The organism is Sphingomonas sp. QA11, assembly GCF_028473665.1.
In the GTDB taxonomy this organism is placed as follows: domain Bacteria; phylum Pseudomonadota; class Alphaproteobacteria; order Sphingomonadales; family Sphingomonadaceae; genus Sphingomonas; species Sphingomonas phytovorans.
The window spans coordinates 2569580-2589940 of record NZ_CP098774.1; the positions used below are offsets into that span (position 1 = coordinate 2569580).

Here is a 20361-nt window from a genome sequence, read left to right on the forward strand (position 1 = left end):
CAGGACTGCCACGTGAAGCTTGCTCACTTCCTCACCCCTACGAATCCCCTGTCGGCGCCGTCGGCGAGCACGCCGACACGCTGAATCTCCCATTCGAGCTCGACCCCGGAGGTCGCCCTCACCTTCTCGCGCACTTCCTCGCCAAGCGCCTCGATCTCGGCGCTGGTCGCGCTACCGAGGTTGAGCAGGAAGTTGCAATGCTTCTCGCTGACCTGCGCGTCGCCGCGGGTCAGCCCCCGGCAGCCCGCCTGGTCGATCAGCGCCCAGGCCTTGTGCCCTTCCGGATTCTTGAAGGTCGACCCGCCGGTGCGCGAGCGCAGCGGCTGCGACGCCTCGCGCTCGGCCGCGATGCGATCCATCTCCGCACCGATCACCGCTGGATCGCCCGGCACGCCCTCGAACACCGCCTCGACCACTACCGCGCCTGCGGGCAGGTCGGAATGGCGATAGACATAGCCGAACTTCGCCGCCGGCCAGACCTCGACGTCGCCCGACCGGGTCACGACAGTCGCCTCGATCAGGATGTCCGACGTATCGCGGCCATAGGCGCCGGCATTCATCTTCACCGCGCCGCCGACCGTGCCGGGAATGCCGCGCAGGAACTCAAGTCCAGCGATCCCGGCGTCGCGTGCTGCGCTGGCGACCGAAATTCCCATCGCCGCGCCGCCCGCGCGTACCCTGTTGCCCGGCTCGATCGCCGACTTCGCCATCGCCTTGGGCAGGCGCACCACCACCCCCGGCACGCCGCCATCCCGCACGATCAGGTTCGACCCGACACCCACCGGCAGCACCGGCGTCTCGGGATCGAGCGCGGCGAGGAAGACGGAAAGATCGTGCACGTCCTTGGGTCGCACCAGCCACTCCGCGGGCCCGCCGGTGCGGAACCAGATGAAATCGGCCAGGCTGCCCTCATGCTGGGCGGTTCCCTGCAGGGGCGGCAAAGCGTAACAGACGGTGCTCATCGCGCTGCCTCGATGGCATCGGCGAGGCCCGCGGCCCACTTAGTAATATCCCCTGCCCCCAGGCAGACCACCATGTCGCCGGGCTGGACGACACCGGCCAGCGCGGTGGCCAGCGCCGCCGCATCGGGCACGATTGCCGCCGACCGGTGTCCGCGAGTCTTCAGGCCATTGGCCAGCGCCTCGGCATCGACGCCATCGATCGGGGCCTCGCCTGCGGCATAGACTGGCGTCACGAACACCATATCGGCGTCGTTGAACGCCTGCTGGAAGTCTTCCATCAGATCGCCCAGCCGCGAATAGCGGTGCGGCTGCGCCACCGCGATCACGCGGTTCGCCACGCCCTCGCGCGCCGCCGACAGCACGGCCCGGATCTCGACCGGATGATGCGCGTAATCGTCGATGATGGTGACGCCACCCGTCTCGCCCACCTTGGTGAAGCGCCGTTTCACCCCGCCGAACTTGCCGAAACCCTGCTGGATCGTCGCATCGTCGATGCCGAGCTCAAGCGCCACGCCGATCGCGGCAAGCGCGTTCTGGACGTTGTGGCGGCCCGGCATCGGCAACTCGATCCCCTCGATCGACCGCGTCGTCCCGTCGCGGCTCCGCACCAGCGCCTCGAAGCGGTTGCCGCCGGGGATCGGCGTGACATTGACCCCGCGCACGTCCGCCTGCGCCGAGAAGCCATAGGTCACCACGCGCCGGTCGCGCAGGCGCGGGATGATGCCCTGCACCTCGGGATGATCGAGGCACAGCAGCGCCGCACCGTAGAAGGGTACATTCTCGACGAACTCGACAAAGGCGTCCTTCACCGCATCGAAGGAGCCATAATGGTCGAGATGCTCGGGATCGATATTGGTGACGACGGCGATGGTGCCGTCGAGCCGCAGGAAGCTGCCGTCGCTCTCGTCCGCCTCGACCACCATCCAGTCGCTCGCGCCGAGCCGCGCGTTGGAGCCGTAACTGTTGATGATCCCGCCGTTGATCACCGTCGGATCCACCCCGCCTGCGTCGAGCAACGCCGCGACCATCGACGTCGTCGTGGTCTTTCCATGCGTGCCGGCGACCGCGACGGTCGATTTCAGCCGCATCAGCTCGGCCAGCATCTCCGCCCGGCGCACCACCGGGATACGCCGTTCGAGCGCCGCCTCAAGCTCGGGATTGCCCCGCTTGATCGCCGTCGAGGTGACGATCACCACGGCGTCGCCCAGATTCTCGGCCTTCTGGCCGATATGCACGGCGATACCCTTGTCGCGCAGCCCCTGCACGACATAGCCCTCGGCCATGTCGGATCCCTGCACCTTATAGCCAAGATTGTGCATCACCTCGGCGATGCCGGACATGCCGATCCCGCCGATGCCGACAAAATGGATCGTCCCGATATCGGTTGCGACACCCCTCATGCGTAGATCGGCTTTCCGTTGGCGCCCATCGGCAGCGGCACGCCGATCGGCATGTCCCCGGGCGTGTCGTTCAGGCTCTCGACCAGGTCGGCAAGGTCGCGCGCGGCATCGGGCCGCCCGCAGCTCCGCGCGCGGCCCGCGGCGTTCTGCAACGCAGCGGGGTCAAGCCCGAGCTTCTGCATCTGCTTGGCAAGCTCGACCGGCGTGAAGCTGCGCTGGTCGATCGTCCGAGCTCCACCCGCCGCCGTCATTTCCCGCGCGTTGACGGTCTGGTGGTCGTCGGTCGCGCTCGGCAGCGGCACCAGGATCGCCGGCCGGCCGGCCACGGTCAGTTCCGCCAGCGTCGACGCGCCGGCGCGCGCGATCACCAGATGCGCCCAGGCAAGCTGCTCGGGCAGGTCGGGCAGATAGGTCGCCAGGTCGGCCGCGATCGACAGCTCGGCATATTTGGCGCGCGCCGCCTCGATATCCTCGATCCGCGCCTGATGAGTCACCTGCAACCGGCGGCGGAAGCTGACCGGCAGCAGCGACAGGCCGTCGGGCACGACCTGGCTCAGCACGCTGGCGCCCTGGCTGCCGCCAGTCACGAGCACGCGGAAGATGCCGTCTTCCTCAAGCAGCGGATAGGGCCTTGACCGAAGCGTCAAAACCGAATCACGCACCGGATTGCCGACAAGGTGAGTCTTGCCGTGATATTTGGGCGCGAGGCGTTCGACATTGGCATAGGACGTCGCGATCGCGCTGACCTTGCGCGCGACGAGCCGGTTGACCCGGCCAAGCACGGCGTTCTGCTCGTGCACCGCGGTCGGGATATTCTCGTGGAACGCCGCGAGCAGCGCCGGTAGTGCCGGATAGCCGCCGAAGCCAATCACCGCGGCGGGGCGGAAGGCGCGGTACAGCTCGATCGCCATCGAACGGCCCTTGACCATCGCCGCCGCGGCGCGCGCCCAGCCCACTGGCCCGCCCGCCAGCCGACCGGCGGGAAGCACATGAGTCTGGATGTCCTCGAACAGCCCGGGGAAGCGCACGCCGCGCTCGTCGCTGATCAGCGCGACATGATGGCCGCGCTTCATCAGCTCGGCGGCAAGCGCCGCCGCCGGGACCATATGTCCGCCCGTTCCTCCCGCGGCGAGAACGAAATGCCGTGCCTGGTTCATTCCCCGCTCCATCGTGCGATATAGGGTGACCGCGATACGAACGGATTGCGCCGGGTGAAAGCCAGCAGCAGACCCATGCCGATCGACAGCGCGATCATCGACGATCCGCCATAGCTGATAAAGGGCAACGTCATGCCCTTTGACGGCGCGAGTCCCGTATTGACCGCCATGCTGATCAGCGCCTGCACCCCGAACTGGGTTGCCAGCCCCGCCGCCGCGAACAGCCGGAACTCGTCCTGCTCGTCGAGCAGCTTGACGAACACCCGCACCACGATCGCCAGGAACAGCAGCGCGATGATCATGCAGGCGATCAGCCCGAACTCCTCGCCGATCACCGAGAAGATGTAGTCGGTATGCCCCTCGGGCAGGCGGAACTTCATCGATCCGCCGCCCGGCCCGGTGCCGCGCCAGCCGCCCGCGGTGATGGTGTCATGCGCCGCATTGGTCTGGAAATGGTCGGAGGCACCCACACCCTCATGGTTCGGGAAGAGATAGGCGTCGATCCGCGTCCGCGCGGTGCCGTAGAAGAAATAGGCCGCGATCACGCCAGCCGGCACGCAGCCGATCAGCCCCGCCATCACCTTGGGCGAGGTTCCGGCGATCATCAGCAGCGCGAGCCACACCGCGGCGAACACCATGGTCTGGCCGAAATCCGGCTGGAGCATCAGCAGCAGCGCGACGAGCGCGGTCATCGCACCGGTGATCACCACGACCGGCAGCGCCTCGTCCTTGGCGCGCATCGACAGCAGCCACGCGCAGGTCACGATGAAGAACGGCTTGAGGAACTCGGACGGCTGAACCAGCGACACGCCGAAATTGAGCCACCGCGTCGCGCCGTTCTTCTCCACCCCGAAGAACGGCACCGCGATCAGCAGCACCAGGCAGACGACCGTGCCGATCAACGCCATCCGCCGCGCAAAGGCGACCGGCAGCATCGAGACGATGAACAGGATCGGCAACGACACGCAGACCCAGGCAAGCTGCCACCAGAGATAGAACAGCGCCGGGAAATGATGCTTCTCGTCGGAATAACGAGTTGCGGCCGCCGGCGACGCGGCGCCGACCGCGATCAACCCGACTGCGATCAGCAACAGGGTCAGCAGCAGCAGCAGCCGGTCGATATCCCAGAACCACATGCCGAGCGCCGAGCGGTCGCCGCGGCCGCCCTCACCCTTCATGCGCTTCCACAAGGTGAGCGTCCCGGTGTTCGCCCCGGCGTTCGTCCTGCTCATGCGAGCCCTCCGACCAGGGTGCGGAACCGGTCGCCGCGATCCTCGAAATCGCGAAACTGGTCGAATGACGCGCAGGCCGGCGAGAGCAATACGGTGTCACCCGGCCGGGCGTTCGCCGCGGCGCTCTTCACTGCCTGGGCCAGGGTTCCGCTTTCCTCGACCGACATGTGCGGCGTCAGGATCGCGGCGAAGCGCGGCCCGGCCTCGCCGATCGTATAGGCGCGCGCAACATGCCCGAACCAGGGCGCGCAGGCGTCGAGATCGTCGGTCTTGGCCTGCCCGCCCACGATCCAGTGAATCCGCGAAAAGGCGGCGAGCGCCGGCGCGGTGGACTCGGGGTTGGTCGCCTTGCTGTCGTTGACGAAGGCAACACCATCCCGGCTGACGACCAGCTCCATCCGGTGCGGCAGGCCGGAGAAGCTCTCCAGCCCGCGATCGATCACCGCGTCATCGACACCGAGCGCCTTGCACGCATCGATGGCGGCGAGCGCGTTCTGCGCATTGTGCGGCCCTTGCAGCGACGGCCAGCGCGACTGGTCCATGCACGTGCCCGGCGCGATCTTCGTCAGATGCTCGCCCCGCGCCGACAGCGACCGGGCGATCCGCGCCGAGGCAGCATCGGCGATCCCGATGATCGCGGCATGATCCGGCGACTGAATCGCGAACAGCCGCGCCTTCGACGCGGCATAGCCCTCGAACCCGTCATAACGGTCGAGATGGTCGGGCGTGATGTTGAGCAGGATCGCGACATCGCAATCGAGGCTCGTCGTCAGGTCGATCTGGTAGCTCGACAGCTCAAGCACATAGACGCCACCGTCAGGCAACGGCTCCTCGCCCAGGATCGGCTTGCCGATATTCCCGCCCAGCCGCGCCGGCACCCCGGCCGTCTCCAGGATATGGTGAATCAGCGCCGTCGTGGTCGACTTGCCGTTGGTGCCGGTGATCCCGACCACCTTGTGCGGCGGCAGGCTGGCCCGCGCCTGAGCGAACAGCTCGATATCGCCGATGACCGGCACGCCCGCCGCCCGCGCCTTCGCGGCGACCGGATGGCGATTGATCGGCACGCCCGGCGAAACGACGAGCCCATCGAAACCGGCGAGGTCAATGTTCTCGGGGTCGGCGAACGACAAAAGCCCTCTCTCCTCTGGGGAGAGGGTTGGGAGAGGGGCAGTAGAAGGCGACAGCGCTTGTGGCTGCCCCTCTCCCCTGCCCTCTCGCGCGGAAAAAAGCGCATCACGCGCCGCCTCGTCCGAATCCCACGCCACCACCTCGGCTCCGCTCGCCACGAGCGCGCGCACCACGGCCGCGCCCGAGCGCGCAAGCCCCAGCACCGCGAAGCGTTTGCCGCGCCATGTGGGGCTGGTGATCACCGAAGCTTCAAGGTCGACAGGCCAGCAAGCGCGAGCACCAGCGCGATGATCCAGAAGCGGATCACGACGGTCGGCTCGCTCCAGCCGAGCTGCTCGAAATGATGATGGATCGGCGCCATCTTGAAGATGCGCCGGCCGGTGCGCTTGTAGAAGAACACCTGGATGATGACGGACAGTGCCTCGATCACGAACAGGCCGCCGATGATGCCGAGCACGATCTCGTGATGCGCGACGACCGCGATGGTGCCGAGCGCCCCGCCGAGCGCTAGGCTGCCGGTATCACCCATGAAGACCGCCGCCGGCGGTGCGTTGAACCACAGGAACGCAAGCCCCGCCCCGATCATCGCGCCGCAGAAGATCGCAAGGTCGCCTGCCCTGGGGACATGGGGAATGCCGAGATAGGTTGCGAACTTCGCGTTGCCCGCCAGATAGACGATGATCATGAACGCGACCGCGGCGATGATCACCGGCATGGTCGCGAGGCCATCCAGCCCATCGGTCAGGTTCACCGCATTGCCGAACGCGACGATCGTGAAGGCAGCGAACAGGATGTAGAAATAGCCGAGATCGACCCACCAGCCATTGGTGAAGGGCAGATAGAGATGCGTGCCGGTCGCATTGTTCTGATGAATGATCAGCCCGGCCGCGATCGCCGCGATGGTGAACTCGCCGACCAGCCGCATCCGCCCCGACACGCCCTTGGTGCTCGCCTTGCGCACCTTGTCGTAATCGTCGAGGAAACCGATCGCGCCGAACCCGAGGGTCACGAAGGTGCAGGCCCAGACGAACGGGTTGCTCAGGTCCATCCACAACAGGATCGACAGCACCAGCGACGTCAGGATCATCAGCCCGCCCATGGTCGGCGTACCGCGCTTGGCCAGGTGGCTCTGCGGCCCGTCGTCGCGGATCGGCTGCCCCTTGCCCTGGCGAACGCGCAGCCAGCCGATGAACCGGGGCCCGATGATTAGGCCGATGATCAGCGCGGTCGCCACCGCCCCGCCCGAGCGGAAGCTCAGATAGCGGAAGAGGTTGAGGACACCGGGAAAACCCAGATAGTTGGCGATGAAATAGAGCATTATGCTGTCCCGTTCGCCAAAGCGGCGACCACGCTCGCCAACCCGACTCCGTTCGAACCCTTGATGAGAACCGCGTCGCCGGGCGCCAGCATTTCCAGCAGGCTTGCCCGCGCGGCAGCGGTATCGGGCACATGGACGAAATCGACCCTGCCCTCAAGCGCGTTCGCGAGGGGCCTCATCGCTTCACCGACCAGAATGACCCGTTCGACGCCCGCGGCGATCACCGGGTCGGCAAGCGCCGCATGATAGGCGTCGCTCTTCTCGCCCAGCTCGCGCATCTCGCCCAGCACGGCAAGCTTCCGTGGCGCCGCTTCCGCGCCCAGCACCGCCAGCGTCGCCCGCATCGATGTCGGGTTCGCGTTATAGCTTTCGTCGATCACCAGCGCTTCGCCGCCGGCAACCTTGACCGTCAGCCGCGCGCCGCGCCCGGCCAGCCCGCCCAGCTCGGCCAAAGCCAGCCCGGCCAGCGCCAGGTCGCCGCCGACCGCGTCGACGGCCGCCAGCACCGCCAGGGCATTCGACACCCAGTGCATGCCCGGCTGCCCGACGGTGAAGCTCAGTTCCTTTTCGCCCAGCGATGCCGTGACGAAGGTTCCGCCAGTCGCGGTGCGCATCGTCTCGATCGCGCGGACGTCGGCGCCCGGATCGATTCCGAAGGTCACGATCCTGGCGGCATGGGGCCTGGCGTGCCCGATCAGCCGGTCGCGGTGCGGGCTGTCATAGGGGATGATCGCGACCCCGCCCGGCTCGAGCCCGGCGAAGATCTCCCCCTTGGCATCGGCAATGGCCGATTCGTCCGGGAAGAAAGCCGTATGGGCTGGCGCGATCGCGGTCACCATCGCGACGTGCGGCCGCACCAGGGTCGTCAGGTGCGCCAGTTCGCCTGCATGGTTCATGCCCATCTCGAACACGCCGAAACGGCTTGCCGCCGGCATGCGCGCCAGGCTCAGCGGCACGCCGGTGTGATTGTTGTAGCTTTTCACCGACCGGTGCGCGGCGCCCGGCGCGCCACGATCGAGTGCCGCGAACAGCGCTTCCTTGGTACTTGTCTTGCCGACCGATCCGGTCACCCCGATGATTTTCGCCGGGGTCCGCGCGCGCGCGGCACGGGCCAGCGCCTCGAGCGCCGCCATCGTATCGGAAACCAGGACATGCGGGTGCGGTGTCGCAACGGCGACAACCGCACCCGACGCTCCCCGCTCGGAGCTCTGGTCGAGGAATTTGTGCCCGTCGCTCGTCTCGCCCTTCAGCGCGACGAACAGGTCGCCCGGGCCGACTTCACGGGAATCGAAGGTCACGCCGGTGGCGGCGAACTCGGTCGAGGCGGTGCCCCCGGTAGCGGCCGCGATCTCGGCTGAGGTCCACAAGCTCATAGCCCCTCCCCTTCAGGGGAGGGGTTGGGGTGGGGCAGTCCCGCAAATGCCGGGGTTGGTTTGAGCCGGAAGGCGCCACCCCTGAAGGGGAGGGGAGAAAAAATGAGATAGTCGCTCACGCCGCCATCTCCCGCGCGACGCTGACATCGTCGAACGGCAGCACCAGATCGCCGACGATCTGCCCCTGCTCATGCCCCTTGCCCGCGACCAGCACGATATCCTGCGGCCCCGCCTCGGCGATCGCCGTGCCGATCGCCTCGCGGCGCGATCCGATCTCCGTTGCGCCCGGCGCACCTTCCATCACCATCGCCCGGATAGCCGCCGGATCCTCCGACCGCGGATTGTCATCAGTGACATAGACCTTGTCGGACATTGTCGCCGCCACCGCCCCCATCGGCGCGCGCTTGCCCTTGTCGCGATCCCCGCCAGCGCCGAACACCGTGATAAGCCGTCCCGAGACATGCGGCTTCAGCGCCGCGATCGCCGCCTCGATCGCATCGGGCGTATGGGCATAATCGACATAGACCGGCGCCCCGCTCCGCGCGATCACCGCGCGCTCGAGCCGACCGCGTACCGGTTGAAGCCGCCCGAGCGCCGCAAGCGTCTGCGCGACATCGCCGCCGGTCGCGATCACCAGTCCCGCCGCGGTCAGCGCGTTCGCGGCCTGATAGGCACCGATCAGGGGCAGCATCACCTTGTACGTCTTGGCCCCGGCCTCGATGACCAGCCCCTGCCCGAGCAGGGTCGGGTCGCGCGACACCAGTTTCAGCGTCTCGCCGCGCGTTCCGACCGTCAGCACGGAAAGGCTTCGTCCCCGCGCGATCTCGATCACTCGCGCCGCATGGGGATCGTCGGCCCACACCACGGCCGCGCCGCCATCGACCACCACTTCCGAGAACAGCCGAAGCTTCGCCTCGAAATAGGCCTCCATCGTACCGTGATAATCGAGATGATCGCGGCTGAGATTGGTGAAGGCAGCGGCCGCGACCGGCAGCCCCTCGGTGCGATATTGCGAGAGGCCGTGGCTCGACGCTTCGAAGGCAACATGACTCACGCCCTCGCGCGCCAGCCCCGCCACGTTCGACAGGAAGGTGACGATGTCCGGCGTGGTCAGCCCGGTCGAGACCTGGTCGTCAGCCGTGGTCACGCCCAGCGTGCCGATCGACGCGGCATGGAAACCCGCCATCCGCCACAATTGCCGGGCCATTTCGACGGTCGAGGTCTTGCCGTTGGTTCCCGTCACCGCGACAGCGGTCTGCGGGAAGGGAGCGAAATAGCGCGCGGCCAACCCGGCGAAACGCTTGCGCGGATTGGCATCCGCGATATGCGCGGCACCCTCGACCCGCGCCTCGGGCCGCGCCACCACCGCGATCGCGCCGCCGGCGATCGCCGCCGGAATGAAGTCCTCGCCATTCACCTGCGCGCCCTCGAACGCACCGAAGACGGTGCCGGGCGCCACCTTGCGATGGTCTATCGCGAAGCCGGTGACCGTTGCGTCCTCCGCTCCACCGGTCAGCGCGCCAAGCTTCATTCGGCGTCCGCCGGGTTCTCGCCCGGGGCATGCCACAACAGCGGCAGCAATTCGGAGACATCGACGTCGCGACGATTGTCGGGCGTCACGCCAAGCATCGCGCCGGTGCGGGAGATGACACGGCTCACGACCGGGGCCGCCGTCCAGGCGGCGGTGGTGAGGCCAAAGGATTCGGCGTTGCCGATAGGCGAGTCGAGCATTGCGATCACCACATAGCGCGGCGCATCCATCGGGAAAGCCGCCGCGAAGGTCGAGACGTTCGTTTTCTTCGAATAACCGCCCGCCCCCGCGACTTCGGCGGTGCCGGTCTTGCCGCCGACGCGATATCCGGGCGCCTCGCCCTTGCGGCCGGTGCCTTGGGTCACGACCAGCCGCAGGAGCTGGCGCATCCGCGCGCTGGTCGCCTCGGAGAGCACCCGGCGGCCCTCCGGCGCCTTGCCCGGGGCGACCTTCAACAACGTCGTCGGCCGCCAGATCCCGCCATTCACCAGCGTCGCATAGGCGTTGGCGAGGTGAAGCGGCGTCACCGCGATGCCGTGGCCATAGGCAGTCGTCATCACCGTGGTGCGCGCCCAGAACACAGGCCAGATCGGCTTCTGCTTCTCGCGCAGTTCGATCTCGGGGCGGGTGTCGAAGCCCATCGCCTTGAACATCGCCGCCATACGGTCCTTGCCGATCTCGTCGGCGATCCGCGCGGTCACGATGTTCGACGAATGGATCAGTGCCTCGGGGATATCGAGGAAACGCTTCTGCGCATGGTCGTCATGGATGGTGAAGCCGCCTACATGCAACGGCTGGGTCGCATCGAAGCGACGCGCCATCGAGGTCACGACGCCGGTCTCGATCGCGTTTGCCATCGTGATCGGCTTGAAAGTCGATCCCAGCTCGTACACGCTCTGAGTCACGTTGTTGCGCAGCGCGTCGCTGCTCGTGCCGGCGATCTTGTTCGGGTTGTAGACTGGCAGCGAGACCATCGCCATCACTTCGCCGGTATGGACGTCGAGCACGACGCCGGTCGCCGACTTCGCCTTGAACGCGATCATCGCCCTGCCCAGCTCGCTCTCCATCGCCGCCTGCACCCGGCTATCGATCGACAGGGTCACCGGGGTGGCGCGCGTGGAGGGGCTCGTCAGCTGGTCGTCGAAGGCGCGTTCGATCCCGGCACGGCCCATGATCCGCCTGTCGTCGCCCGTCGGACCGATATAGCCGAGCACATGCGCGGCCATGGTGGTCTGCGGATACAACCGCTCAGGCTCCCGCGCGAAGGCAAGGCCGGGCTCGCCCAGCGCATGGATCGCGTTGACCAGCGCCGGCGAGGCGTGGCGCTCGAGATAGGTGAAATTCACCGGCAACGTCAGCTTGGCATAATACCAGGACTCGTCATGGCCGGGCACGATCGCGGCAAGCTTCGCCGCCAGCTCGCGACGATCGCCAAGCAGCTTGCCCGGGTGCACGCCGATCGTCCACGCCTCGATCGTCCGCGCCAGCGGCTCGCCGTTGCGGTCCAGAATATCCCCGCGCTGCATCAAGCCCGAAACCGGCCCCTGAGCGCTGGCAGGCTCGGAGACGAAACCGAGCATCGCGATCCGCCCAATCACCAGCGTGAAGCCGGCGGCGAGCAGCAGCATCAGCATCATCAGCCGCACATGCGCCGTCGCGACCAGCGCATGGCGCTGGCCGGTCAGGCGCCGTTGCGGCTGTGGTCGGGCGACGAGTGCCGTCAACGCATCCGCCCCGATTCAGCACGAGCGCCGCTGAACAGGTCGCCGATCGTCGAATCGCTCAGCAGCTTGTGGTCGAGGAGCGCCACCGTCTGGGCCTTGCCGCCGGAAACGGCACGCTCGCGGACAGGTGCCGCGGTCGCCACGACGGCCGCTCGAGACTTGGCCGTCGCGGGCGCGGTAGCCACAGGCGCGGCAGCGGCCGTTTCCACGACACGGGTCACCACTGCGGGCGTCGCCGCCGGGCGCATGGTCGAGCCGTCGGGCAGCGACGGCACGACCAGCGACGCGGTCTGGATCGTCGCGTCATGGCCCTGGTTGAGATCGAGCGAGGCAAGCGCCCCCTCGTCGGACACGAACTGGGCCGCCGCCGGCGCCGTCAGGCGCAGCGTGTCGCCGTTCCATCTCTCGAGCTGGGCGAGGTTGGCGCGCGTGTCGAACTCGGTCTCCAGCGCGCGGATGTCCCGTTGCGCCTGGCCGATCAGCGCAACCGTCCTGTCGAGCTTCTTGCGCTCGGCCGCGACCTGCAACGGCACCAGCAGGAAACCCAGAGCAACGGCAACGCCGGCCAGGAACCAGCCAAGACTTTTCCAAGCATACGCAAGCATCACAACGCTCCTTCAGAAGTCCAGGCCACGGCATCGGTCCGCAGCGCTGTCCGCAACGTTGCCGATCTGGCGCGGGGGTTTCGCGCAATCTCGGCATCGTCGGCGCGCACCGCGCGACCGACCTTCTCAAAACTTGGTTTTGCGTTAACCATCAATTCAGGAAGATGACGGGATCGTCCCGGTAACGATCCGCTGCGCTCGCGCAGGAACCGCTTCACCATCCGATCCTCAAGCGAATGGAACGTCACGATCGCGAGCCGGCCGCCCGGCTTCAGCACGCGCTCAGCCGCGGCCAGCCCGTCCGCCAGCTCGCCCAGCTCGCGATTGATATGGATGCGGATCGCTTGGAAGGTCCGGGTCGCGGGATCCTTCTTGTCGTGCGGCTTGTACCCGAGCGCACGGCGAACGACCTGCGCCAGCTCGCCGGTGCGGTTGATCGGCCGCGCCGCCACGATCGCGCGCGCTACCCTGCGGGACCGGGGCTCGTCGCCATATTGGTACAGGATATCGGCAATCACCGCCTCGTCGGCATGGTTGACGAAATCGGCCGCACTCTCGCCTTCCTGGCTCATCCGCATGTCGAGCGGCCCGTCCGACTGGAAGGAGAAGCCGCGCTCCGCCTGGTCGAGCTGCATCGACGACACGCCGATATCCATCGTCACGCCGTCGACCGGGGTCGCGCCCCGCGCCTCCAGCTCGGCGTCGAGCGCCGAGAAGGTCGTCGGGATCAGCGTCAGCGCGCCATCCGATGCGGCCTCCAGCGCCAGCCCGCCTTCGATCGCGTCGGGATCGCGGTCGAAGGCGAATACGCGGGCGCCGAGGGAGAGCAGCGCCCGCGTATAACCGCCCGCACCGAAGGTCGCATCGACATGACGTTCGCCAGGGGTAATGGCGAGCGCGTCGACGACCTGGGCGAGCAGCACGGGGATATGGGGCTCGGGGTCGCTCACAGCGCGATCCCCTTGAGCTGGCAATGGTAGCGGGCGCAGGACTTCACCATCTCGGCCACGCCCTCGGCCTCGATCAGTGTCTTGGGGTCCCAGATCTCGAAATAGTCGAACACGCCGTAGAAGAAGGCGTTCGCGCCGATCTTGGCGTGGAAGCGCGGGAAGCCCGGCATGATGAAGCGGCCGCTGCCGTCGAACGGCGTCGCCTCTCCCTGCGCCGCGCGGCGCTTGATATTGTAATCATATTCGCCGTCATCGGCGGTGTAGGCCTCTTCGCGCGCGTCGAGCTTGGCCTTCAGGATGGGCACATAAGCGGGGTCATAGGCAATCAGGCAGGGGTGCTTCTGATGGACGCCGATGATGACGGTGCCGCCGTCCTTGCCGTCGGGACGCGGGCTGTTCGCAGCCAGGATGGCCCTGAGCGAAGCGGGGATCGCGACCCGGCCCTTGTCGTCGACAAGGCCAAGTCCGTCTCCCTGATATTCTGCCCTTTGCGCCACGCCGTACCCCGAACTCCAGCAGGCATGACTCCCCCGTCCTCGAAAGACGGCCTTCGCCGCCCTCCAGCGCCACGTCGCGCAGGCGAGATGAGTTTACCCCTGTCAGCACAGGGTTAACTCGGGTTAGTCGGGGATTCAAGGGGAAAGCCGGGGAAAGTCGGGGCAAATGCCCTAATATCTTCGATTCTCCGGGGAATTAATTGCAGTCATTTCAACCTGTTCTCGGTGTGTTCTTGGGATCTCGGGGCTTGGGGGGCGTTTTCCCCGGATCGCCCCGGAGCTGGGCCATGTTTTCCCTGATTCTCCCCGTCGGCGCCGTGGGCCTGACAGGGGATATCGGACTCATTTGGTCTTCGCGGCGTGAGGCTCTGCACGGCGCGAGGCCTGGGCGAGGTTGAGATCGGCCGTGGCGCTCGGCGCGACGCCGAGTTCGGCCAGCGGCTCGCTGGTCGCGCCTTCGACCGGCAGCATCTGGTTGCCGGCCGCCATATTGGCCACCACATCCGGACGGGCGCCGCCGACAACAACCAGGGGCCGCTCCCTGTTGGCGGTGGAGAAGATCGCGGCGGCCAGGCCGATGAGAAGCAGAACCGCGGCGAGGCCGATCATGCCGACCTTCACCCGTTGCGACGTCTGCGCCGGATCTTGAATCATGATTTTCATACGTGTGGCATAAATGTAACGCATGAAAAGAGTCTTGTCGATGGCCCGGCTATTCGCGCTTCAGCCGGTCCGGAACGGTCAGCCCCTTGGACTCGAGCCAGGCCCGATTGTAGAGCGTCGATAGGTAACGGAATCCGGTATCGCACAGGATCGTCGCGATCCTTTTGCCCGGGCCGAGCTCCCTGGCAAGCCGCACCGCGCCGGCGACGTTGATGCCCGACGACAATCCCAGGCAAAGCCCCTCCTCGTCGAGCAGCCGGGTCACCCACTCAAGTCCCTCCTCGTCGGAGATGCGGAACTGGGTATCGATCGGCGCGCCTTCCAGATTGGCGGTGATTCGCCCCTGCCCGATCCCTTCGGCGACCGAACTGCCCTCCGACTTCAGCTCGCCACAGGCGTAATAATCGTAGAGCGCGGCGCCGAATGGATCGCTGAGCGCGATGCACACGCCCTCGTCCTTCGCCTTCAGCCCCAGCCCCACGCCGGCCAGCGTGCCGCCGGTGCCGACCGAGCAGGTAAACCCGTCGATCCGGCCGTCCATCTGAGTCCAGATCTCTTCCGCCGTGCCAACGATATGCGCTCGGCGATTGGCGATATTGTCGAACTGGTTGGCCCAGATCGCGTTGGGCGTCTCCTCCGCGATCCGGCGCGAGGTGTGAACGAAATGACCCGGATTCGAATAAGGGGCGGCCGGCACCAGCACGAGCTCGGCGCCCAGCGCGCGCAGCGTGTCCATCTTCTCGCGGCTCTGGGTCTCCGGCATGACGATGATCGTCCGGTACCCCTTGGCATTGGCGACCAGCGCCAGGCCGATGCCGGTATTGCCCGCGGTTCCCTCGACGATCGTCCCGCCCGGCTGGATCAGCCCACGCTCCTCCGCATCCTCGACGATGAACAGGGCGGCGCGATCCTTCACCGAGGCGCCGGGATTGGCGAACTCGCATTTGCCGAAGATATCGCAGCCGGCGGCCTCGCTTGGGCCATTCAGGCGGACGAGCGGTGTGTTGCCGATCAGGGCGAGCGTGTTGGGGGCGGTGTGCATGGGCGCTAGATAGAAGCGCCACCCCCTGCTGGGCAAGCAAGCGAAACTTGTGTCGGAGGATCGACCACTTCCGCGATAGCCAAGTTCGCCCGATCACCGATAAGATGCGCCCGATGACCACGCCCGATCCCGTTCAAGCGCTTCACGAAACGCTCGTCAGGCGCGACACGCCGGAGACGGTGGCGGCGCTGATCGCATCCGCGCTGCCGCCGCCGCAGGATCGCAAGCTCACGGCCGAGCTTCAAAAGATCATCCGGGGATCGGGGGCGCGACGCTTCGGCTGGTCCTCGATGGCCAGCGTGTTCCGCGCACCGGACCGTATGGACCGGCAGATCGCGAAAGCGCGCGAGCTGGCCCAGCTCTTTCTCGATAATGCACTGCCGGAATCCGACGATGCCGACGCACTCGATTCCTTCATCGCGCGCTTCAACGTGTTGATCGGCAAGCAGCCCGGCCGGGCCAGCTTCAAGCATGACCGACACAATCGGCAGGCGCGGGGCGCGCTCGGCCTCGATATCTCGCGTCGCCGGTATGTGAAGCTGTTCCGCGTCGCCGCCCGCCTGGAACGGCGGCTCGCAGCATTGAGGCGCGAGGAATCACGCCACCGCCTGGTCCTGCTGGGCAAGGCCGCGCTCGCCCCCGACCTGACCTTGGGCGATCTCGGCGGCCATGCGCCGACAGCAGCCTTTGTCGCTTATTATGCAGCGCGCATGAAACTGCGTAGTGAATTCACGATCAGTGGTCAGCAACAACCATTCGATCATCTTGCGGCCGCCCTGCTCGACCTGTGCGCTCGGGATACCCGGACCCGCTGGTATGCGATCGCCCATGTCTTTCCGCGCCATGACGTACTCTCGCATCTGTCGGATGCCGAAAAAGGCCAGCTGCTCGGCCGCTGGTTCGATATTCTGAACGAGATTTCGGATCGGCTCGAGGCGGCGTACCGGACCACCGACATCGATCTTGCCAGCATGATCGTGAAGCGGGGCAATGATTCGTCGACCTGGAATCTGCTTGCCACCGCATGGAACCGAGCACGCGATCACTGGATGGCCTTGATCGTCGCGCTCGGCCTGGAGCCGGTGTTCGAGCAGATGCTACCCGGCAAGGTCATGCGCCTGATGGCAGCGGACGTGGCTTATTGGCACCGCAGCGCCGGTGGCGGAATCCATCCCGATACCTTGGTCTGGCAGGCCCTCCCCAAACCATGGGAGGTGCTTCACGGAGAGGTGAAATGCACCCGCGAAAAGGTCGAGGTCGCCTGCGCGGAAAAGGACGTCGACCCGATCAAGGCCGGCTGGACAGCGCCGCAGTCGCGTCGCGCCGTGGCGTCCGCAAAGCCGACACCCGAACTTGTCCATGGGGTTACGGTCAACAATCCCTATTTCGCCTCGTTGCTTCGTGACATGGGTGCTTTCAGCGGCAAACCTCCACGAAAGCGATTCTTCGACCTGCTGTTCGGCGATTGACAGACAACCGCGCGAAAGATCAAAAGTCAGGTGCCCCCCGGTAGCTCAGTGGCAGAGCAGTCGGCTCGTCTCCGACCGGACGCTGGTTCGAGCCCAGCTCGGGAGGCACCTTATTCTCCCGCCGTTGTATCGATACGAGACGCTGGGTCAACTTGACAGCCGGTGGCGGCGTTGGAGCCCTCAAGACACGAGCCAGGCGTCGCCGATCATGCGAATTGTAGGAGCCGGCGCGCGGCGCGCACGGTAGTGTGGGCAAGCAAGCTAGATCATCGCCCCTAAGTTCGCCGTTGTCGCGTCCGCGTACCCATGGTAGAATTTTCCACCTAGGAGGTAGAAACATGGGCGTTCAGCTCAACATCAAGGACGAAGAAACCGTCAGGCTGGCCCGCGAACTCGCCGCCGAAATGGGCGAGAGCGTTACCCAGGCGGTACGCATCGCCCTTCAGGAACGGCGCGCTCGCACGCCGCCGCCGCGGCGCCGGGCACGCGTCGAGGAAACGATGGCGGTCGTTCGCGGTTTGCAAGACCATTGGAAACCGGAGCTTCGTGATCAGGAATTGTCGCTGACGCACGGCGACCTGCTCTATAATGAGGATGGCTCGTTCAAGTGATTGTCGATACGTCGGCGATCATTGCGATCTTGCGAGACGAGCCTGAGGCGAGAGCCTTTCTGGAGGTGATGGCCACGGCAACGAGCTTGCGGATATCCGCCGGTTCCTGGCTGGAACTGACGGTGGTCACGACGCGCGGGGGCGATGCGTTGATTGGCGAGGCTGCCGACACGTTGCTGGCACGCTTCGACGTCCAGATTGAGGCTGTAACTAAGGAAATCGCGACAATCGCGAATGACGGCTATCGGCGATATGGTCGAGGCACCCGGCATGCCGCCGATCTCAATTTCGGCGATTGCTTCGCCTATGCACTCGCGAAAGCGACGGGCGAACCGCTCCTCTTCAAAGGCGACGATTTCACCAGGACTGATATCGTCCCAGCCCTTTGATCAGACAATCCCCGCCGCGTGCAGATGCGGCCCCAGCCGCCCGGTCAGCCACAGGAAGAACATCCGGTAATCGCTGAACAGGGACCAGAGCGGATAGGTGAAGGTTGCCGGCCGGTTCTTCTCCACCGCGAAATGCGCGCCCCAGGCAAAACCGTATCCGGCGAGCGGCACCAGCGCCCACCACCAGCCACCCTTCGTCAACGCGAGCGCGAGGAAGACGAAGGTCAGCGCCGTGCCGACATAATGCAGTCGCCGCGTCTCGGGCTTCGCATGCTCGCGAAGATAATAAGGCCAGAATGCGGCATAAGTGGTGATCTGCTGTACCATGAGTCGGGATGCTAGCGTCGCGGCCAAGCATGTCGACCGATAATTTCGGCACGCCTTCGGAGCGGGAATATAGCTCTCGGAAAGTACGGTTTTCCGCCGGAATCCAATATCCCCTCATGAGATAGGAAAACGCTTGCCAGCCCGAAAAAGCCGTGACACAAACACGGCGAAAATGAGGCCCAAATAAGGCAAGCATCTAGGGAGCATGTCATGAAGTCCAAGACGATCCTGTGCTGCGTCGCGTTGGCGGCGGTGACGGCCGGCTGTTCGAAGCCGGGCGGCAACAATTATTCGACGCCCAGCTATGAAGCGAGCGACACCGCCGAGGCTGGACTGGTCACCCCCGATGCAAGCGGCGAGAAATACAAACCCAATGCCATCTCGCCGGTGCACATGGTCGCCGACGCGCCCGTCTCGACCTTTGCGGTCGATGTCGACACCGCCGCCTATGCCAATGTCCGCCGCTTCCTCACCCAGGGACGGAAGCCGCCGGTCGACGCGGTCCGCACCGAGGAAATGATCAACTATTTCCGCTATGACTATCCCCTGCCCTCGGACCGCGAGGCGCCGTTCAGCGTAACCACCGACGTCGCTCAATCGCCCTGGAACCAGGAAACGAAGATCCTGCGCATCGGCCTGCGCGGTTATGACCTTCCCTATGCGCGCCGCCCGGCCGCGAACCTGGTCTTCCTGGTCGATGTCTCGGGGTCGATGGACGAGCCGGACAAGCTGCCCCTGGTCAAATCCGCCCTATCCACCCTCGCCGACAATATCGGCCGCGAGGACCGGGTCGCGATCGTCGTCTATGCCGGTGCGGCCGGCGTGGTGCTCGATTCAACCAGCGACCCGTCGGAGATCAAGGCGGCGCTCGACACTCTCAGCGCTGGTGGCTCGACCGCCGGCGGCGAAGGACTCCAGCTCGCTTATTCGATCGCCCGCGAGCATTTCATCAAGGGCGGCGTCAATCGAATCCTCCTCGCCACGGATGGCGACTTCAATGTCGGCATCACCGACCAGAAGGAGCTGGAGACGCTGATCGAGCATGAACGCGACGACGGCATCACCCTCACCACGCTCGGCTTCGGCCAGGGCAATCTCAACGACTCGATGATGGAATCGATCGCCGATCTCGGCAACGGCAACTATGCCTATATCGACAGCGCGATGGAGGCGAAGAAGGTCCTCTCCGAGGAACTCGCCTCGACTCTCTTCACCATCGCCAAGGACGTGAAGGTCCAGGTCGAGTTCAATCCCGCCTATGTCAGCCAGTACCGCCTGATCGGCTATGAGAACCGCGCGCTGGCCGAGCAGGATTTCGACAACGACAAGGTCGACGCGGGCGACATTGGCGCCGGCCATCAGGTCACCGCGATCTACGAGGTCGTGCCCGCCGGAACGAAGGGCTGGATGTCCGACCGCCGCTACACCGACAACCGCCGCACCGCGCAGACCTCGGGCAGGCAGGACGGCGAGCTGGCGTTCGTCCGCCTGCGCTACAAACTGCCGGACGGCGACACCTCGCGCCTGATCGAACGCCCGGTCGATGCCCGCCAGCTCGCCACCCATTCCCTGCCACAGGGCGACATGGCCTTTGCCACCGCGGTCGCCGCCTTCGGGCAGAAATTGCGCGGCGACACGCGGCTCGGCGACCTCGGCTATGCCGATATCCGCCGCCTCGCCGGTAATGCGGACGGCTATTGGCGACAGGAATTCATCAAGCTCACTGAACTCGCCGAGGCGGGGCAGGTGCCTGCGGCGTCGCGCCGGGGCTGGATCGGCTAGGGAGATCCAGCTCAGCCGCGATCGTCGCAGCAGGGAGCGGCCGGGGATGTGTCCAACCCCGGCCGCTCTTCATCTTTACGCGTTCCTTATGCCGATGCCCCCAGGTCGCCGTCGAAGCTTAACGCCCCCCGCGCCTATCTGAGGGCCGCGGCACGACAACGCGCCGCGCCATCGTCGGCGGCCCCCTTGCCGGCGCAGGAG

General features: G+C 66.2%; 19 protein-coding genes and 1 tRNA gene. 5 read left to right on the plus strand and 15 right to left on the minus strand.

The window, feature by feature from the left end; all coding sequences use genetic code 11:
• Positions 1 to 23 precede the first annotated feature (23 nt).
• From murB to NDN01_RS12060, 14 genes are all read right to left on the minus strand, one after another.
• Complete coding sequence (gene murB, locus NDN01_RS11995) at positions 24 to 962, minus strand: UDP-N-acetylmuramate dehydrogenase (RefSeq protein WP_272627688.1); 939 nt, start codon at positions 960 to 962, stop codon at positions 24 to 26.
• Complete coding sequence (gene murC, locus NDN01_RS12000) at positions 959 to 2362, minus strand: UDP-N-acetylmuramate--L-alanine ligase (RefSeq protein ID WP_272627690.1); 1404 nt, start codon at positions 2360 to 2362, stop codon at positions 959 to 961. The genes murB and murC overlap by 4 nt, the downstream gene beginning before the upstream one ends.
• The gene (gene murG / locus NDN01_RS12005) at positions 2359 to 3519 is read right to left on the minus strand and encodes an undecaprenyldiphospho-muramoylpentapeptide beta-N-acetylglucosaminyltransferase (RefSeq protein ID WP_272627692.1); all 1161 of its coding nucleotides are present in this window, start codon (positions 3517 to 3519) and stop codon (positions 2359 to 2361) included. The genes murC and murG overlap by 4 nt, the downstream gene beginning before the upstream one ends.
• The gene (locus tag NDN01_RS12010; RefSeq protein ID WP_272627693.1) at positions 3516 to 4751 is read right to left on the minus strand and encodes an FtsW/RodA/SpoVE family cell cycle protein; all 1236 of its coding nucleotides are present in this window, start codon (positions 4749 to 4751) and stop codon (positions 3516 to 3518) included. The genes murG and NDN01_RS12010 overlap by 4 nt, the downstream gene beginning before the upstream one ends.
• Positions 4748 to 6121 carry a UDP-N-acetylmuramoyl-L-alanine--D-glutamate ligase gene (gene murD / locus NDN01_RS12015; protein ID WP_272627694.1) on the minus strand — a complete coding sequence of 458 codons (1374 nt, stop codon included), beginning with the start codon at positions 6119 to 6121 and terminating at the stop codon, positions 4748 to 4750. Before murD ends, NDN01_RS12010 begins: the two co-directional genes overlap by 4 nt.
• A complete protein-coding gene (gene mraY / locus NDN01_RS12020) occupies positions 6118 to 7197 on the minus strand; it encodes a phospho-N-acetylmuramoyl-pentapeptide-transferase (protein ID WP_272627696.1) in 1080 nt (359 codons plus the stop codon). The genes murD and mraY overlap by 4 nt, the downstream gene beginning before the upstream one ends.
• Positions 7197 to 8570, minus strand: coding sequence for a UDP-N-acetylmuramoyl-tripeptide--D-alanyl-D-alanine ligase (locus NDN01_RS12025; RefSeq protein ID WP_272627698.1), 1374 nt, complete (start codon positions 8568 to 8570; stop codon positions 7197 to 7199). The genes mraY and NDN01_RS12025 overlap by 1 nt, the downstream gene beginning before the upstream one ends.
• Before the next feature lie 115 nt (positions 8571 to 8685).
• The gene (locus NDN01_RS12030; protein WP_272627700.1) at positions 8686 to 10101 is read right to left on the minus strand and encodes a UDP-N-acetylmuramoyl-L-alanyl-D-glutamate--2,6-diaminopimelate ligase; all 1416 of its coding nucleotides are present in this window, start codon (positions 10099 to 10101) and stop codon (positions 8686 to 8688) included.
• Positions 10098 to 11825 (minus strand): peptidoglycan D,D-transpeptidase FtsI family protein, encoded by a 1728-nt coding sequence (locus NDN01_RS12035; protein ID WP_272627702.1) that lies wholly within the window; start codon positions 11823 to 11825, stop codon positions 10098 to 10100. The genes NDN01_RS12030 and NDN01_RS12035 overlap by 4 nt, the downstream gene beginning before the upstream one ends.
• A complete protein-coding gene (locus tag NDN01_RS12040) occupies positions 11822 to 12430 on the minus strand; it encodes a hypothetical protein (RefSeq protein WP_272627703.1) in 609 nt (202 codons plus the stop codon). Before NDN01_RS12040 ends, NDN01_RS12035 begins: the two co-directional genes overlap by 4 nt.
• Positions 12430 to 13380, minus strand: a complete 951-nt coding sequence (gene rsmH / locus NDN01_RS12045; protein ID WP_272627705.1) for a 16S rRNA (cytosine(1402)-N(4))-methyltransferase RsmH — start codon at positions 13378 to 13380, stop codon at positions 12430 to 12432. The genes NDN01_RS12040 and rsmH overlap by 1 nt, the downstream gene beginning before the upstream one ends.
• Entirely contained in the window at positions 13377 to 13877 is a 501-nt protein-coding gene (locus NDN01_RS12050) for a division/cell wall cluster transcriptional repressor MraZ (protein WP_272627707.1), read from the minus strand. Before NDN01_RS12050 ends, rsmH begins: the two co-directional genes overlap by 4 nt.
• Before the next feature lie 342 nt (positions 13878 to 14219).
• On the minus strand, positions 14220 to 14564 hold the full coding sequence (locus NDN01_RS12055) for a hypothetical protein (RefSeq protein ID WP_272627709.1): 345 nt from the start codon (positions 14562 to 14564) through the stop codon (positions 14220 to 14222).
• A gap of 25 nt (positions 14565 to 14589) precedes the next feature.
• On the minus strand, positions 14590 to 15582 hold the full coding sequence (locus NDN01_RS12060) for a cysteine synthase A (RefSeq protein ID WP_272627711.1): 993 nt from the start codon (positions 15580 to 15582) through the stop codon (positions 14590 to 14592).
• 113 nt (positions 15583 to 15695) lie between these two features.
• Here NDN01_RS12060 and NDN01_RS12065 point away from each other — a divergent pair, with 113 nt between their 5' ends.
• From NDN01_RS12065 to NDN01_RS12080, 4 genes are all read left to right on the plus strand, one after another.
• Positions 15696 to 17051 carry a hypothetical protein gene (locus NDN01_RS12065; protein WP_272627713.1) on the plus strand — a complete coding sequence of 452 codons (1356 nt, stop codon included), beginning with the start codon at positions 15696 to 15698 and terminating at the stop codon, positions 17049 to 17051.
• Positions 17052 to 17083: 32 nt separating this feature from the next.
• Positions 17084 to 17159: transfer RNA gene (locus NDN01_RS12070), tRNA-Thr, on the plus strand.
• 230 nt (positions 17160 to 17389) lie between these two features.
• Positions 17390 to 17662: a type II toxin-antitoxin system VapB family antitoxin gene (locus NDN01_RS12075; protein WP_272627715.1), complete on the plus strand. Its 273-nt coding sequence runs from the start codon at positions 17390 to 17392 to the stop codon at positions 17660 to 17662.
• Between the two features lie 29 nt (positions 17663 to 17691).
• On the plus strand, positions 17692 to 18051 hold the full coding sequence (locus NDN01_RS12080; protein WP_272627717.1) for a type II toxin-antitoxin system VapC family toxin: 360 nt from the start codon (positions 17692 to 17694) through the stop codon (positions 18049 to 18051).
• Here the strand turns inward: NDN01_RS12080 and NDN01_RS12085 are convergent, their stop codons facing one another.
• Positions 18052 to 18378 carry a DUF962 domain-containing protein gene (locus tag NDN01_RS12085; RefSeq protein ID WP_272627719.1) on the minus strand — a complete coding sequence of 109 codons (327 nt, stop codon included), beginning with the start codon at positions 18376 to 18378 and terminating at the stop codon, positions 18052 to 18054. It abuts the gene before it with no gap.
• Between the two features lie 210 nt (positions 18379 to 18588).
• Here NDN01_RS12085 and NDN01_RS12090 point away from each other — a divergent pair, with 210 nt between their 5' ends.
• Positions 18589 to 20160: a vWA domain-containing protein gene (locus NDN01_RS12090; protein WP_272627720.1), complete on the plus strand. Its 1572-nt coding sequence runs from the start codon at positions 18589 to 18591 to the stop codon at positions 20158 to 20160.
• Positions 20161 to 20361 lie beyond the last annotated feature (201 nt).

What these genes read in the sequence shown, in the direction of transcription:
- murB (WP_272627688.1), bottom strand. Translation starts at nt 962, where the DNA reads ATGAGCACCGTCTGTTACGCTTTGCCGCCCCTGCAGGGAACCGCCCAG.
- murC (WP_272627690.1), bottom strand. Translation starts at nt 2,362, where the DNA reads ATGAGGGGTGTCGCAACCGATATCGGGACGATCCATTTTGTCGGCATC.
- murG (WP_272627692.1), bottom strand. Translation starts at nt 3,519, where the DNA reads ATGAACCAGGCACGGCATTTCGTTCTCGCCGCGGGAGGAACGGGCGGA.
- NDN01_RS12010 (WP_272627693.1), bottom strand. Translation starts at nt 4,751, where the DNA reads ATGAGCAGGACGAACGCCGGGGCGAACACCGGGACGCTCACCTTGTGG.
- mraY (WP_272627696.1), bottom strand. Translation starts at nt 7,197, where the DNA reads ATGCTCTATTTCATCGCCAACTATCTGGGTTTTCCCGGTGTCCTCAAC.
- NDN01_RS12025 (WP_272627698.1), bottom strand. Translation starts at nt 8,570, where the DNA reads ATGAGCTTGTGGACCTCAGCCGAGATCGCGGCCGCTACCGGGGGCACC.
- NDN01_RS12030 (WP_272627700.1), bottom strand. Translation starts at nt 10,101, where the DNA reads ATGAAGCTTGGCGCGCTGACCGGTGGAGCGGAGGACGCAACGGTCACC.
- NDN01_RS12040 (WP_272627703.1), bottom strand. Translation starts at nt 12,430, where the DNA reads ATGCTTGCGTATGCTTGGAAAAGTCTTGGCTGGTTCCTGGCCGGCGTT.
- NDN01_RS12055 (WP_272627709.1), bottom strand. Translation starts at nt 14,564, where the DNA reads ATGCGTTACATTTATGCCACACGTATGAAAATCATGATTCAAGATCCG.
- NDN01_RS12060 (WP_272627711.1), bottom strand. Translation starts at nt 15,582, where the DNA reads ATGCACACCGCCCCCAACACGCTCGCCCTGATCGGCAACACACCGCTC.
- NDN01_RS12065 (WP_272627713.1), top strand. Translation starts at nt 15,696, where the DNA reads ATGACCACGCCCGATCCCGTTCAAGCGCTTCACGAAACGCTCGTCAGG.
- NDN01_RS12075 (WP_272627715.1), top strand. Translation starts at nt 17,390, where the DNA reads ATGGGCGTTCAGCTCAACATCAAGGACGAAGAAACCGTCAGGCTGGCC.
- NDN01_RS12085 (WP_272627719.1), bottom strand. Translation starts at nt 18,378, where the DNA reads ATGGTACAGCAGATCACCACTTATGCCGCATTCTGGCCTTATTATCTT.
- NDN01_RS12090 (WP_272627720.1), top strand. Translation starts at nt 18,589, where the DNA reads ATGAAGTCCAAGACGATCCTGTGCTGCGTCGCGTTGGCGGCGGTGACG.